Origin of the sequence: Vibrio sp. MMH1-50 (assembly GCF_022347645.1) — a bacterium.
Classification (GTDB): Bacteria; Pseudomonadota; Gammaproteobacteria; order Enterobacterales; family Vibrionaceae; genus Vibrio; species Vibrio harveyi.
This window is the reverse complement of the sequence record NZ_JAKRGG010000001.1, coordinates 139,269-154,640: the sequence shown is the minus strand read 5'-3', so window position 1 is coordinate 154,640 and position 15,372 is coordinate 139,269. Positions and strand designations below refer to the sequence as shown.

At 43.0% G+C, this 15,372-nt stretch carries 14 protein-coding genes; 6 read left to right on the top strand and 8 right to left on the bottom strand.

The features are described from left to right. The first annotated feature begins 17 nt into the window (after positions 1 to 17). Positions 18 to 545: a ribonuclease E activity regulator RraA gene (gene rraA / locus MHO32_RS00700; RefSeq protein ID WP_005450585.1), complete on the top strand. Its 528-nt coding sequence runs from the start codon at positions 18 to 20 to the stop codon at positions 543 to 545. 96 nt (positions 546 to 641) lie between these two features. On the opposite strand, the gene zapB is transcribed toward rraA, so the two are convergent. Then, positions 642 to 884 carry a cell division protein ZapB gene (gene zapB, locus MHO32_RS00695; RefSeq protein WP_005450586.1) on the bottom strand — a complete coding sequence of 81 codons (243 nt, stop codon included), beginning with the start codon at positions 882 to 884 and terminating at the stop codon, positions 642 to 644. A 347-nt stretch (positions 885 to 1,231) separates the two neighbouring features. On the opposite strand from zapB, the gene glpX reads away from it, so the two are divergent. The 3 genes from glpX to MHO32_RS00680 all read left to right on the top strand — a co-directional run bounded on the left by glpX (position 1,232) and on the right by MHO32_RS00680 (position 4,285). After that, positions 1,232 to 2,239, top strand: coding sequence for a class II fructose-bisphosphatase (gene glpX, locus MHO32_RS00690; protein ID WP_005450587.1), 1,008 nt, complete (start codon positions 1,232 to 1,234; stop codon positions 2,237 to 2,239). A 949-nt stretch (positions 2,240 to 3,188) separates the two neighbouring features. Then, positions 3,189 to 3,803, top strand: coding sequence for a helix-turn-helix transcriptional regulator (locus MHO32_RS00685; protein ID WP_005446749.1), 615 nt, complete (start codon positions 3,189 to 3,191; stop codon positions 3,801 to 3,803). A 137-nt stretch (positions 3,804 to 3,940) separates the two neighbouring features. Further along, positions 3,941 to 4,285, top strand: a complete 345-nt coding sequence (locus MHO32_RS00680; RefSeq protein WP_172580337.1) for a DUF3135 domain-containing protein — start codon at positions 3,941 to 3,943, stop codon at positions 4,283 to 4,285. Here MHO32_RS00680 and MHO32_RS00675 read toward each other — a convergent pair. The 3 genes from MHO32_RS00675 to MHO32_RS00665 all read right to left on the bottom strand — a co-directional run bounded on the left by MHO32_RS00675 (position 4,282) and on the right by MHO32_RS00665 (position 6,640). Beyond that, entirely contained in the window at positions 4,282 to 4,545 is a 264-nt protein-coding gene (locus tag MHO32_RS00675; RefSeq protein WP_409438383.1) for a GIY-YIG nuclease family protein, read from the bottom strand. The genes MHO32_RS00680 and MHO32_RS00675 overlap by 4 nt on opposite strands. Positions 4,546 to 5,687: 1,142 nt before the next feature. Continuing rightward, positions 5,688 to 6,110, bottom strand: a complete 423-nt coding sequence (locus MHO32_RS00670) for a DUF805 domain-containing protein (protein WP_239210519.1) — start codon at positions 6,108 to 6,110, stop codon at positions 5,688 to 5,690. Between the two features lie 182 nt (positions 6,111 to 6,292). Further along, the gene (locus tag MHO32_RS00665; protein ID WP_239210518.1) at positions 6,293 to 6,640 is read right to left on the bottom strand and encodes a 5-carboxymethyl-2-hydroxymuconate Delta-isomerase; all 348 of its coding nucleotides are present in this window, start codon (positions 6,638 to 6,640) and stop codon (positions 6,293 to 6,295) included. A 271-nt stretch (positions 6,641 to 6,911) separates the two neighbouring features. Between MHO32_RS00665 and tpiA the strand changes: the two genes are divergently transcribed. Next, entirely contained in the window at positions 6,912 to 7,682 is a 771-nt protein-coding gene (tpiA, locus tag MHO32_RS00660; RefSeq protein ID WP_005428123.1) for a triose-phosphate isomerase, read from the top strand. Positions 7,683 to 8,450: 768 nt separating this feature from the next. Then, the gene (locus tag MHO32_RS00655) at positions 8,451 to 9,800 is read left to right on the top strand and encodes an MBL fold metallo-hydrolase RNA specificity domain-containing protein (RefSeq protein WP_239210517.1); all 1,350 of its coding nucleotides are present in this window, start codon (positions 8,451 to 8,453) and stop codon (positions 9,798 to 9,800) included. 153 nt (positions 9,801 to 9,953) lie between these two features. On the opposite strand, the gene galU is transcribed toward MHO32_RS00655, so the two are convergent. The 4 genes from galU to MHO32_RS00635 all read right to left on the bottom strand — a co-directional run bounded on the left by galU (position 9,954) and on the right by MHO32_RS00635 (position 15,231). After that, on the bottom strand, positions 9,954 to 10,832 hold the full coding sequence (gene galU, locus MHO32_RS00650; RefSeq protein WP_025503949.1) for a UTP--glucose-1-phosphate uridylyltransferase GalU: 879 nt from the start codon (positions 10,830 to 10,832) through the stop codon (positions 9,954 to 9,956). 52 nt (positions 10,833 to 10,884) lie between these two features. Next, entirely contained in the window at positions 10,885 to 11,889 is a 1,005-nt protein-coding gene (locus MHO32_RS00645; RefSeq protein WP_239210516.1) for an NAD-dependent epimerase, read from the bottom strand. Between the two features lie 68 nt (positions 11,890 to 11,957). Next, positions 11,958 to 13,124 (bottom strand): nucleotide sugar dehydrogenase, encoded by a 1,167-nt coding sequence (locus MHO32_RS00640; RefSeq protein WP_239210515.1) that lies wholly within the window; start codon positions 13,122 to 13,124, stop codon positions 11,958 to 11,960. Between the two features lie 157 nt (positions 13,125 to 13,281). Beyond that, the gene (locus MHO32_RS00635; RefSeq protein WP_239210514.1) at positions 13,282 to 15,231 is read right to left on the bottom strand and encodes a polysaccharide biosynthesis protein; all 1,950 of its coding nucleotides are present in this window, start codon (positions 15,229 to 15,231) and stop codon (positions 13,282 to 13,284) included. Positions 15,232 to 15,372 lie beyond the last annotated feature (141 nt).

The following is a 15,372-nucleotide window of genomic DNA, read 5'->3' as shown; positions in this document are numbered from 1 at the left end:
GTTTAGAAAGGTACGCTATGGAATACAATACCTCAGCACTCTGTGATATCTATCTTGATCAGGTAGATGTAGTTGAACCGATGTTCAGTAACTTTGGCGGTCGAGCGTCGTTTGCCGGGCAAGTGACGACGATTAAGTGTTTTGAAGACAACGCACTGATCCGTGAAACGTTAGAACAAGATGGTATCGGGCGAGTATTGCTGATTGATGGTGGCGGTTCCTTACGCAGAGCCTTAATCGATGCAGAAATCGCAACACTAGCAGAAGAAAACGAATGGGAAGGGATTGTGGTTTACGGTTGTGTTCGCGAAGTGGACGAACTGGAAGACATGAACCTTGGCATTCAGGCTCTCGCTTCAATTCCTGTTGGGGCAGCAAATCAAGGCATTGGTGAAATAGACGTACCAGTAAACTTTGGTGGTGTTAGCTTCCTACCTGAAGATTACATCTATGCCGATAGCACAGGCATCATTCTTTCACCTGAGCCACTCAATGTAGACTTAGAGCTCGATGAAGAAGACGAAGATGAAGCAGAGTTAAATTAATCTTTTATTAGCAACTAGCCACATCGCTAAAAAACATCGCCAAATACGCAAACACCCGCCGAAGCGGGTGTTTTTGATTCTGGATACTTAGGTGGATTATTCCACTTCGTCCATCTTGCCAAGTAGTGCACGAATGCGCTCTTGCCATTGTGCGTGCTCTTGTTGAGCTTGCTGAGATTTTTGCTCTAGCTCTTCACGTTGAGAACGAAGCTCGTTAGCTTCTGTTTCAAGTTTTACTTTATCTTCTTTCAGCTCTTCGACTTCCATCTGAAGAAGAGTGATTGTGTCAACTGCAGTTTGAATTTTCGCTTCTAGTTGTTCTAGTACTTCAAAAGACATCTTGGCCTACCTATTGTTATTCCGTTGGGACGATGCGCGAGCGTTCGCTTGCACCTTACCGATAAGGTTCATTCTACTCAGCGTAGCGACGAGAAACACTCACTATATTCGATATTTCGCATCATTCGGTTAAAAAATCAGCGCAATCTCACTAAACGCTGACTTTTCTTATCCTAGAGGCATTTTTGAACAATGCAATTTGCTCTCTCAACGCCAAAAACTCACCCAAGTATTGATCAAATTCAACTTAGTTAAAGTAAAAGCTCAGCAAAAAGGCAAACGTTTAACTTACGATGTGATAGAATCGCCGCGCAAATTCTTCTTCCCTCTTGTTACTTGGAGACATCATGAAACGCGATTTAGCAATGGCATTTTCCCGTGTTACTGAAGGTGCCGCTCTGGCTGGCTATAAATGGCTTGGTCGTGGCGACAAAAACGCAGCGGACGGTGCTGCTGTTGAAGTTATGCGCACCTTGCTGAACAAAACAGACATCAGTGGTGAAATCGTTATTGGTGAAGGCGAAATCGATGATGCGCCAATGCTATACATTGGTGAACAAGTGGGCATCGGTGGTGATGAAGTAGATATCGCCGTTGACCCGATTGAAGGCACACGTATGACGGCAATGGGGCAATCTAACGCATTGGCAGTGCTAGCAGCCGGTGAGAAAGGCAGCTTCCTTAAAGCGCCGGACATGTACATGGAAAAATTGGTTGTTGGTCCTGGTGCAAAAGGCGTTATCGACTTAGGTAAACCTCTAAAAGAAAACCTAGAAAACGTTGCTAAAGCACTGAACAAGACTCTCGATACGCTTGTTGTGATTACGCTTGCTAAGCCACGTCACGACGAAGTGATCGCAGAGATGCAAGCAATGGGCGTTCGTGTGTTCGCAGTGCCAGACGGTGATGTAGCCGCTTCGATCCTAACTTGTATGCCAGATAGCGAAGTAGACGTGATGTACTGCATCGGCGGTGCTCCAGAAGGCGTAGTATCGGCAGCAGTGATTCGCGCACTAGACGGTGACATGCATGGTCGTCTTCTTCCTCGTCACGAAGTAAAAGGCGATACTGAAGAAAACCGCATCTACGGCGCTGCTGAACTTCAACGCTGTGAAGAGATGGGCGTTCAAGCGAACGTGGTTCTAAAGATGGAAGACATGGCACGCAGCGACAACGTAGTATTCTCTGCAACGGGTATTACCAAGGGTGACCTACTGGAAGGTATCTCTCGTCAAGGTAACATCGCAACAACAGAAACCCTATTGATTCGCGGTCGCTGCCGTACTATTCGCCGCATCAAGTCTACGCACTACCTAGAGCGTAAAGACCCTGAAGTGCGCGATATCATTCTTTAAGCAGTATTCGAGGCTCCCACTCCCCCTGAGTTGGAGCCTTTCTTTTCTGGTAAGTCATTTAAACTTCGTTTTTAATCGCGAGACTGAGAATATAATTCCAGCAAGCTCTTAGCCTTTATTCCTCCTCCAGACCACAGAATCAAAGGACAATAAATTCTGAATCACACTCGTTCCTCGGTGTTCAGAATGACGACTACTTTAACAAGCTATAAACCAAAAGAGTTCGTCATCCTAGCGAGACTAAGGATCGAGTAACAGCGCCCCCAAACTCTTCTTCATTCACCTCAAATCACAGCACAAACGGATAATAGATTCTGAATCACACTTGTTCCTCGATGTTCAGAATGACGATTACTTTAACAAGCTATAAACCAAAGGAGTTTGTCATCCTAGCGAGCTCAAGCGAGACTAAGGATCGAGTAACAGCGCCCCCAAACTCTTCCTCATTCACCTTAAATCACAGCACAAACGGACAATAGATTCTGAATCACACTTGTTCCTCGTTGTTCAGAATGACGACTACTTTAACAAGCTATAAACCAAAAGAGTTCGTCATCCTAGCGAGCTCAAGCGAGACTAAGGATCTAGTAACAGCGCCCCAAACTCTTCTTCATTCACCTTAAATCACAGCACAAACGGATGATAGATTCTGAATCACACTCGTTCCTTGCTGTTTAGAATGACGATTACTTTAACAAGCTATAAACCGAAAGAGTTCGTCATCCTAGCGAGCTCAAGCGAGACTAAGGAGCTAGTAACAGCGCCGCCAAACTCTTCCTCATTCACCTTAAATCACAGCACAAACGGATAATAGATTCTGAATCACACTTGTTCCTCGATGTTCAGAATGACGACATATACCCAACAAATCTACACACAAATTAAGTCAACACTTTTCTTTACTAACCCTATCGAGCATAATATGTACTGATGTATAGATGGTGGGTATATGAAGACCGTAGATAGGATTTTGCAAATCGTTAAGCGTGATGGCTCTGTCACTGCGAAACAACTCTCTTCTGAACTGGGTATGACAACCATGGGTGCGCGTCAGCATCTACAAGGTTTAGAAGATGACGGCATCCTGTCGATCCATGATGTGAAAGTCAAAGTTGGGCGCCCAACTCGTCATTGGTCCCTTACACAAAAAGGTCATGAGCAATTTGCTGATCGCCACGGCGAACTGACCATTCAGTTTATTGAAGCGGTAGAGCACATCTTCGGTAAAGACGGGTTGGAGAAAGTCACGTCTGAGCGCGAGAAACTCACCCTACAAAACTACCAGCAACACCTTGAGCAGTGCGACTCTCTGGAAAGCAAGTTACAGACACTTGTTACTCTGCGTGAGCAAGAAGGCTACATGGCAGAACTAGAGAAAGATGAACATGGGTTTATTCTCATCGAAAATCACTGCCCTATTTGCAAAGCAGCCACTCGCTGCCCAAGTTTGTGCCAATCTGAACTCAATGTCTTCCAATCACTTTTAGGTAGTGAAACCAAAATCGAACGAGATGAGCACATCATCAGTGGTCAACGTCGCTGCGTGTACCGAATCCAGCAATAAATCTTCGATCAAACCAACCGCTATTATGAACATACTCTCTTATAAATGAGACTATGACGCAATTCATCCGCTCTCATCCTCCATGTAGATTAAGCTTTTAGTAACTAGGAGCAACATCCAATGGATTTGGAGCGGCTATGCCGAACAGTTATACACCTCAAGTTTTGCCCTCATTCGATGAAATGGTAAAAATGGCAGAACGCGACCCCGAAGCCTTTGAGCAATTTCGTCACGATATGGCGAAAGAAATGATTGAAGGTGCTTCAGAGCAGATGCAACCACGATTGTGGGCACAGCAAAGTCACATAGATAGAGTTATTCATAACTGCAAGAATCCCAATCACACTAATGTCGTATTGATGAACGAGCTGCAGAAACAGGTCGTGAAATTCAGAGAGGCATTACAAGGGGAAACCGCCCCAACTAAAAAAGCCGATGTGGTTGAGTTGAAAGCGTTTAAAGATAGGGATGATTTTTACTAAAACTCGTTGGATAAATCGAGAAAGTCAGGATTCGTTTCTCTAACTAACTCCAGCTTCCACTTACGCTTCCATTGCTTAAGCTGCTTTTCTCGGTTTATGGCAGTTGCCATATCTTCAAACAGCTCAAAGTAAACGAGCTTGTGAACGTGATATTTCTTGGTAAAACCCTCAACGACTCCGTTTTTATGCTGCCATATTCTTTGGGCTAGTTGGCTGGTAACACCAATGTAGAGAACTGAGTTATTTTTTGAAGTTAGGATGTAAACGCAAGGTACCTTGTCGATGGTTCATTCTCCTTAATGATCTGTGGTTGCTTTTCCATTGTAATTCACTAGCTCGGTCGTTTACTGCAAACTCGGAGCACTCGGTGAGTAGATTCTGAATCACGCTCGTCCCTCGCTGTTCAGAATGACAGTTAATTTAACTTGCTATTAAATAAAAGGAATCCGTCATTCTAGCGAGCCTCAGCGAAACTAAGAATCTACTTTCAGCAAATACAATACCTTAGAAAGAACACCCTCGCATAGTTACTTTAAGTCACTCTTAAATAAAGGAATCCGTCATTCTAGCGAGCTTCAGGGAGACTAAGAATCTACTTTCAGCAAGTACAACACCTTAGAAAGAACACCCTCTCATAGTTACTTTAAGCCACTCTTAAATAAAGGAATCCGTCATTCTAGCGAGCCTCAGCGAGACTAAGAATCGACTTTCAGCAAGTACGAGACCTTAGAAAGAACACCCTCTCACAGTTACTTTAAGTCACTATTAAATAGAGGGAATCCGTCATTCTAGCGAGCCTCAGCGAAACTAAGAATCTACTTTCAGCAAGTACGAGACCTTAGAAAGAACACCGTCTCATAATTACTTTAAGTCACTCTTAAATAAAGGAATCCGTCATTCTAGCGAGCCTCAGCGAGACTAAGAATCTACTTTCAGCAAATACGAGGCTTTAGAAAGAACACCCTCTCGTAGTTACTTTAAGTCACTCTTAAATAAAGGAATCAGTCATTCTAGCGAGCTTCAGCGAGGCTAAGAATCTACTTTCAGCAAATACAATACCTTAGAAAGAACGCCCTCTCATAGTTACTTTAAGCCACTCTTAAATAAAGGAATCCGTCATTCTAGCGAGCCTCAGCGAGACTAAGAATCGACTTTCAGCAAGTACGATACCTTAGAAAGAACACCCTCTCACAGTTACTTTAAGTCACTCTTAAATAAAGGAATCCGTCATTCTATTGAGCCTCAGCGAAACTAAGAATCTACTTTCAGCAAGTACGAGTCCTTAGAAAGAACGCCCTCTCATAGTTACTTTAAGTCTCTCTTAAATAAAAGGAATCCGTCATTCTAGCGAGCCTCAGCGAGACTAAGAATCTACCTCCAATGAGTTCGATACCTAAAGACCTTACTCCGGCTCAGGACCGTATTTGTTCTGACCGGTAGAACCTTTCAAGAAACCACACTCGACAAGAATCCATAGACCACATAGCAGAGAGACCGAAGCAATCAGCATTTGCGGTGTAGATGGGTCCTGCGCAGCAGGGTTAGTCATTGGCGTGGCAACTCGACCAATGATCAATGGGATGTTCAACGCTAGCCAGTAAATCGACTTATTACGGTCATGCCAACGCTTAGTGGTTATCGCCAAATCTGGGATCAGAAGAATCAATAAGAAGATAGGCAGAAGAATATAAGAAAATGCTGGGAACAACTTACTGATGCCCGCACCAAAACCTAAGATTAGGATGTAGTAGATGATGTTCCACATCCAGTAAGTTTTACGACCTATACGCCCTTGGAAAGAAAACAATAACTCTTTAATCGACATCGACTTTTACCCTAATTTTGAAAGGCTATAGATTAGCCGAGTCAGCATGGTTTGAAAAGTTCATCCCCCCAGAGGAAAACATCACCAGATTTCAAACTGTAGGTCTGCACATTTAGAGCCTTCAGCTTGCCGACTCTAAATGTCTAAATGAGGCAGTTTGGACTTTAACCCGAGCAATAGAGCTAGTTCACTACTTTCTGGAAGCAATCAATATCCATATCACGCACATTCACCGTTAAGCTACGAACATGACTCGCTTGTTCCTGTAAAACAACCATCAGTGCTCTTGATAACTCGCGTTTTTGTTCTGCATTTCTACCTGCCAACAAATCAAAGTTGATGTGAATGAAATCAACACTATCGCCCTCTTCTCCCACCAACCAATTGTGGCAACGAAGCGCACGTGATTTGACGGACGTAAGCTCGAACAAACCACTCTCCAAGGTGACTTTGTGTAGATCTTCTAGTAATCCCTGAACATTCACACGCTCATCGACTGAGTTGGAATATTCTAAAACTAAGTTTGGCATTTTGATTCCTTTCTTATTACGGCGAACTTTTAACCCACAGTAATACCAATCTAAGGCGCATTTTCCGAGGAATGGACTATCATTCTGTCTACGCGATCACCAATCGATTGCTTTTGACAAAAATAACAGAACTAATGCAGCACCGACCAGATGAAGAAAGCCGAATAAGACATGACGCCAATCATGATCTGTTCACATTATTCTGTTATATTCCTACGTAGATTTTTTACATTAATAGACTATTTACATTAAAGATAAGGGAGATATTCCTATGCGTCGTCCTGTAGTGATGGGTAACTGGAAACTAAACGGTAGCAAAGCAATGGTAACTGAGCTGCTAACTGGTATTAACGCTGAACTTGAAGGCGTTGAAGGTGTTGACGTAGCAGTAGCTCCACCAGCTCTTTACATCGATCTAGCTGAGCGCGTAATCGCTGAAGGCGGTAACAAAGTTATCCTAGGTGCACAAAACACTGACCTAAACAACAGCGGTGCTTTCACTGGCGACATGTCTCCAGAAATGCTGAAAGACTTCGGTGCTTCTCACATCATCATCGGTCACTCAGAGCGTCGTGAATACCACAACGAATCTGACGAGTTCATCGCTAAGAAATTCAACTTCCTAAAAGAAAACGGTCTAACGCCTGTTTTCTGTATCGGTGAATCTGAAGCTCAAAACGAAGCTGGCGAAACTGAAGCAGTATGTGCACGTCAAATCAACGCAGTTATCGACACTTACGGTGTTGAAGCTCTAAACGGCGCAATCATCGCTTACGAACCAATCTGGGCTATCGGTACTGGTAAAGCAGCAACAGCTGAAGATGCACAACGCATCCACGCTTCTATCCGCGCACTAATCGCAGCGAAAGACGAAGCAGTTGCAGCACAAGTAATCATCCAATACGGCGGTTCTGTTAAGCCAGAAAACGCTGAAGCTTACTTCTCACAACCAGACATCGACGGTGCTCTAGTTGGCGGCGCTTCTCTAGACGCTAAGAGCTTCGTAGCTATCGCTAAAGCAGCGGCAGCAGCTAAAGCTTAATTTCGCTTTTTATTAAGCTGAAATAACAAAGGGATGCATCACGCATCCCTTTTTGTTTGCCTACGATCTAATGAATTTTGTCATTCCGAGGAGCCTAAGCGACATCAGGAATCTACTAACCGCACACACCCAAATCAAACCAGCAAAACAACAAACACAACCTATAAGAATCCCGTCATTCCGAGGAGCTCAACGACATTAGGAATCTACTAACCGCACGCACCCAAATCAAACCAACAAAACAACAGACATAACCTATAAGAATCCCGTCATTCCGAGGAGCCTAAGCGACATCAGGAATCTACTAACCGCACGCCCCCAAATCAAACCAACAAAACAACAGACATAACCTATAAGAACCCCGTCATTCCGAGGAGCCTAAGCGACATCAGGAATCTACTAACCGCACGCCCCCAAATCAAACCAGCAAAACAACAGACATAACCTATAAAAATCCCGTCATTCCGAGGAGCCTAAGCGACATCAGGAATCTACTAACCGCACACACCCATATCAAACCAACAAAACAACAGACATAACCTATAAGAATCCCGTCATTCCGAGGAGCCTAAGCGACATCAGGAATCTACTAACCGCATGTGTCAAACCCAAAGTTAAGTAACGAAAAACGCCTTACATCAAAACAAAGAACCTAATCGCACTTCCGATTATTCCCACTCAATTCCATCCAACCAACGAACTCTATTCACTTACCCTGCCCTCAAGATTTAGTATTGACCTATGCTTGTTCAAGGAGGAACAGTCGACATGACAACACCGATATCAGACATCGCCAGTGTGATTCACCATGGTGGGAAACATACCGTCACTGGCTCTTGTCATGAATTGAAACTGCCACACGGCAGCATCTTGATCGATTGCGGACTCTTTCAAGGCAAAGACATCCATTTTGGTAATCGCAAGACATCACTGGATATTGAGTTTCCGGTTAAACACATCAAAGCATTAGTCCTGACTCATGCTCATATTGACCACATTGGACGCCTACCTTGGTTACTGGCTGCTGGATTTAAAGGTCCCATTTACTGCACCAAAGCAACAGCCGAACTAGTACCGCTCATGCTAGAAGATGGATTAAAGCTGCAATTGGGTTTGAGCTACCATCAGCGTCAGCAAGTCCTCAACGTTATTAAAAAACAGCTGAGACCCCATGACTACCAACAATGGCTGCCACTTGGTAAACAATGTTACCTGCGCTTTCAACCAGCAGGGCACATTCTTGGTTCTGCTTACGTGGAATTCAAACTCCCCAATCATGAAATCATCGTGTTTTCCGGCGATCTAGGTCCGTCCAATACCCCGCTCTTACCCGATCCAAAGCCGCCAAAGCGTGCCGACTATTTGTTCATCGAGTCCACATACGGCAGCAAAGAGCATGAAGACATTGCAACTCGAACTGAGCGCTTGAACACCATTATCGATCACGCACTGCAAGACGGTGGTGTCATTCTGATCCCAGCTTTCAGCGTAGGACGTACACAGGAACTGTTATTCGATATTGAACAGCTGATTCACCAACGCGACTTGTCGTCTTCTTTGCCAATTATCCTAGACTCACCGCTTGCGAAAAGAGTTACGAAGACCTACCGCCGTTTCAAAAAACTATGGGGAAAAGAAGCAAAGAAAAAGCTCAACAATCATCGTCATCCCCTCGCTTTTGAACAATGCATTACTGTGGAAAGCCATCGAGAACATCAAGCATTAGTGAATCGACTAACCTCCACTGATGAGCCTGCGATTGTCGTCGCGGCATCCGGTATGTGCGAAGGAGGAAGAATCGTCAATTACTTAAAAGCACTCTTACCAGACGAAAAAAATGATGTGCTGTTTGCGGGCTATCAAGCGCAAGGAACCTTAGGTCGAGAAATCCAATCAGGCAGCCACACGGTGGATATCGATAACCAACCAATCGAAGCCAACGCACAGATCCATACCATCTCTGGATATTCTGCACATGCAGACCAAAGCGATTTATTGAAGTTTGTTACTGGGATTCCAACACAACCAAAAGCCGTGCATTTGATACATGGAGAGAAAGAAGCAAAAAAAGAGTTAGGAGAGAAGTTGGAAGCAGAGGGAATTGAAGTGACTTATTAAACTAATATCAGCCGACATTAGAACGATACAACCTAGTTCTTACTTATTGTTAATGAGTTAAAACAGCATAAGAATTTGAATATCAACGTGCTTTAACTAAGCTTTGTACGTCAGAAAGCCATGTTAAAGCACATTGGTAACGAGCCTGAACAACTATGCTGGTTCAGCAACCTTTACGGTTGGTGTTTTAGCAAGCTCAGCACTAGACGCTTTTTTGTATAGGTTCTCGTAGCAGTAGTTTGTCGCCTCGATGTAACCTTCTACACTGCCGCAGTCAAAACGTTGACCTTTAAATTTGTAAGCAATAACACAGCCAGATTGCGCTTGTTGCATCAATGCATCAGTGATTTGGATTTCTCCACCTTTGCCTGGTTCTGTGTTTTCGATAAGCTCAAAAATATCTGGCGTTAAGATATAGCGACCAATAATTGCTAAATTACTTGGTGCTGTGCCTGGTTCTGGCTTCTCTACCATGCTGTCAATACGGAAGATATCATCTTTGATCATCTCTCCAGCAATCACACCATATTTATGGGTTTCAGTTTCTGGAACTTCTTGAACCGCAACGATAGAGCAACGGAACTGCTTGTACAGCTCAACCATTTGCGCTAATACGCCCTGCTCTTCATTCACACAAAGGTCATCTGCTAGTACAACAGCAAATGGCTCATCACCCACCAACTCACGACCAGTCAAGATAGCATGACCAAGACCTTTCATCTCACGTTGACGGATGTATGTGTAACTCGCTGAATCAATCAAAGAACGGATATCGTCCAACAGTGCTTCTTTGCTTGTTCCTGAAATTTGATGTTCCAACTCATAGTTTTTATCGAAGTGGTCCATCAAAGAGTGTTTGCCACGACCGGTGACAATGCACATGCCATTCATGCCAGCTTCAATAGCTTCTTCAACACCATATTCAATCAATGGTTTGTTGACAACCGGCATCATTTCTTTCGGCATAGATTTTGTTGCAGGTAGGAAACGAGTACCGTAACCCGCTGCAGGAAAAAGACATTTTTTAATCATTGTGATTTATACCTAGCTAGACATAAAAACGAGGCTTTCGCCTCGTTTTGTATTACTTGTTGTAGAATTCTTTATACCAAGAAACAAACTCTGCAACGCCTTCTTTAACTGTTACTCTTGGCTTGTAACCAGTAGCGGTAAATAGATCTTCTGTATCAGCATAAGTTTGATAAACATCCCCAGGCTGCATTTCGCGGAAGTTTTTCTTCGCTTCAATACCAAGCTCATCTTCAATCGCTTTAACGAAGTCCATCAAGTTGATAGGAGAGCCATGACCAATGTTATAAACCGAATATGGAGCTGAGCTGCTTGCTGGAGTTCCAGACTCTACAGTCCAGCTTTCATTTCGAGCTGGTAAGACGTCTGCAATACGAACTACACCCTCAACAATATCATCTACATGGGTGAAGTCTCTCCACATGTCACCATTATTGTTGATGTCAATGGTATCGCCATCAAGAATTTTCTTAGTAAAAATAAATGGAGCCATGTCCGGACGGCCCCAAGAACCATACACAGTGAAAAAGCGCAAACCTGTTGTTGGGATATCATACAGATGAGAATAGCTATGAGCCATTAACTCATTAGACTTTTTCGTTGCTGCATAAAGTGATACTGGATGATCAACACTATCTGAAGTGGCAAAAGGAACTTTTGCATTTAGCCCATACACAGAGCTCGAAGATGCATAGACTAGATGGCTGACTTTGTTTTGACGGCATCCCTCAAGAATATTGAGGTGCCCTACCAAGTTTGAGTCCGCATAAGCGTGTGGGTTTTCTAGTGAATAACGAACTCCAGCTTGGGCAGCTAAGTGGATAACGCGATCAAACTTCTCAGTTGCAAACAACTGCTCCATCGCTCCACGATCTGCAATATCCACACTTACAAATTTGAACAGTGGATGTTCAATACGAGCGAGTCGAGCATGTTTTAGATTCACATCGTAGTAATCATTTAGATTATCGATACCCACAACTTCATGCCCTGCAGCATTAAGCTTCTCCGCTGTTGCACTACCAATAAAACCAGCAGCACCAGTTACTAAATATTTCATAATTAACCGATTCCTAAAGAAACAAAAGCCAGTCAAATAAGACTGGCTTAACGTAATCAAGTGTGAGGTTAGTCACTACCAAATAGATCGCGCGTGTAAACTTTATCCGCTACGTCGGCTAACTCTTCCACCATTCGGTTAGAAACAATCACATCCGCACTTTGTTTGAACTCATTCAGATCTTTAATCACTCGAGAGTTAAAGAAATCTTCTTCTTTGAGCACGGGTTCGTAAACTACGACCTCAACACCTTTCGCCTTGATACGCTTCATAATGCCTTGAATAGAAGAAGCGCGGAAGTTATCCGATCCCGCCTTCATGATTAAACGATAAATACCGACAACTTTTGGTTCGCGCTTAAGAATAGCTTCAGCCACAAAATCTTTACGAGTGCGGTTAGCATCAACAATCGCACCAATGATGTTGTTTGGTACATCTTGGTAGTTGGCTAAAAGCTGTTTAGTGTCTTTTGGTAAACAGTAACCACCGTAACCAAATGATGGATTGTTGTAATGATTACCGATACGAGGATCTAAGCCAACACCTTCAATGATTTGACGAGCATCCAAGCCATGAGCTTCTACGTAAGAATCTAGCTCATTAAAGTACGCAACACGCATTGCAAGATAGGTGTTTGAAAAAAGTTTTACTGCTTCGGCTTCTGTAGAGTCAGTAAATAGAACTTGAATATCGTCTTTTACTGCCCCTTCCACCAGCAAGCTAGCAAATACTTCCGCACGTTCACTGCGTTCACCCACAATGATACGAGATGGGTGAAGATTATCGTAAAGCGCTTTGCCTTCTCGAAGAAACTCTGGAGAAAAAATTACGTTCTCACAACCCAACTCTTCTTTGATTCGAGCTGTATAGCCAACAGGTACAGTTGACTTAATCACCATTACGGCTTCAGGGTTAATTGACATAACATCTTTAATCACCGCTTCAACAGAAGATGTATTAAAGTAATTAGTTTGTGGATCGTAATCTGTAGGAGTTGCAATAACAACGTATTCTGCGTTTTGGTAAGCTCTCTGCCTATCCGTTGTTGCCAAAAAGTTTAGCTCTTTGTGCACCAAAAAATGTTCAATTTCGGTATCAACAATCGGCGACTTATGTTCGTTCAGTAAATCAACCTTCTCAGAAATAATATCTAAAGCGACCACCTCGTGATTCTGAGCTAACAGCATAGCGTTAGAAAGCCCAACATAGCCGGTCCCAGCAACTGCGATTTTCATGGATTAATCCTTCATTTATTTTTGGCAGAGGATACCAAAATGCAAAAAAATGAGCGAGGACAACGACCTCCATAATAAGTAGAATAACCTAACAGAAGAAACTCGGCTGTCCTTAAATTCTATTTAATTGTTCAAAAAACTTACCTAAGTTCAGAGTTCAAGATTGACTCATAAATTTTATAGAGCCTGAATAATCAACTTCAGATTGGTTATGGTTCCAAACTAAGTCGCCAATACCATCTGTAGGATTAAAGCCTGTTGGAGCACTCAATAGTAATGTACGAATGTTTTCGTGATCCATACTATGGCAGGCGAAATCGAGATCGTTCAACAGTAGTTCGTACTCTTTTAAAGGTAAATGAACCTCATGTGCGGTCATTATTCGCTCATGCGCTGTTTGTCTGACATTGTCGCCAATAAGCAACTCTTCATACAGTTTCTCACCAGGTCGAAGTCCAGAAAATTGAATCTCAATATCACCATGAGGATTAGCTTCGGATTTAACTTCAAGACCGGATAGTTGAATGAGATTACATGCTAAGTCTGTAATTTTTACTGACTCACCCATGTCTAAAACAAATACATCTCCACCTTTGCCCATTGCTCCAGCTTGAATAACTAGCTGCGCAGCTTCAGGAATGGTCATGAAGAAACGAGTGATCTCTGGGTGAGTTACGGTTACTGGTCCACCTGATGCAATTTGTTTTTTAAATACAGGAATAACGGAGCCAGAAGAGCCAAGAACATTGCCAAATCGTACCATGCAAAATCGAGTACCATTTGGTTTTGCATTTTCTTGATCAGCAAGTGCCTGCAGACCAAGTTCTGCCATTCGTTTGGTTGTGCCCATTACGTTAGTAGGGCGGACAGCTTTATCCGTAGAGATTAATACAAATGATTCAACGCCGGCTTTAATCGCCGCGCACGCAGTATAATAAGTCCCATAAATATTATTACGCACACCTTCAATTACGTTAAATTCGACTAATGGAACGTGTTTATATGCTGCTGCGTGATATACCGTTTGAACCTTAAAAGAAGACATTGTCGTTTCTAGACGATGTTGACGCTGAACAGAACCCAACAGAGGAATAATGTCGCAAGCGAGCCCTTTTTCTATCTTAAGTTGATTTAGTTCGCGATCAATTTGATATAGACCAAACTCAGACAATTCAAATAAAATAATAGACTTAGGTGACTGTTCCACAATTTGACGACACAATTCAGAGCCAATAGAACCACCGGCACCTGTCACCATAACCACTTTGTCTTTGATATTAGCTTCTAACAACACTTGTTGAGGCGCTACTGGGTCACGCCCTAGTAAGTCCTCAATTGCGACATCCTTAAGCTCATCAATTTTTGCTTTCCCGGAGACAATATCTGTCATATCTGGGACCGTGAGTACTTCAACAGGTAACTTAGCTAATTCGTCCAGAATGACCTTACGGCGTGAACGCTTAGCACTTGGCACCGCCAGTAATACTTGAGAAACATCATATTTATTTATGAGGGGCATTGCATCTTCAATAGCAATAACAGGCAACCCCAAGATCATAGTATTACAAAGAGTTGAGTCACCATCAATAAATGCTCTTACGCGATAGTCTCCACTGCTTCTTAATGCCATCGCCAATTGTCGACCGCCAGATCCTGCACCATAAATGAGAACCTCTTTACTCTGCGTTGAATAGCTTTGGGCGATCAAAGATCGGACAATAACGCGAGGACCACCACAAAAAAGAGCAAGAAATGCACCGTAGATAATAGGAACTGTCCTAGGAAACGGGTCACTCATGTAGAAACTAAGGGCAGCTACGAGCGTAGCAGAAATTACAGCCCCGGCAGTCACAACAAATAAAGCCTGAAAAGTAAGATAACGGAGAACGGCTCTATAGAGTCCTAATCGAGCGAATACAGCAATTGTGACTATTGTCACTGCAATTTGAATACCCCAGACAGCGGGATAAGTAAAATAATTGGTTGCTCCAGAACGAACTAAGATTGCCAAATGAAAAGCCATAGATATCAATATGATATCGATCAATACACTAACAATTCTTTTGTTAGTTCGAGAAAGTTGCCATATAAATTGTAGACGTTGCATAATAATTCTTGTGCGTGGTTTATTGGAGATTGTATGCTTTAGTTTAACACGAAAACAGAACTCTCAACGGAATAGATGCCGATACGACTTTGTGAAAGATAAATGCAATAAAATGCGAAAGAGCGACCATTGCCGCTCTAT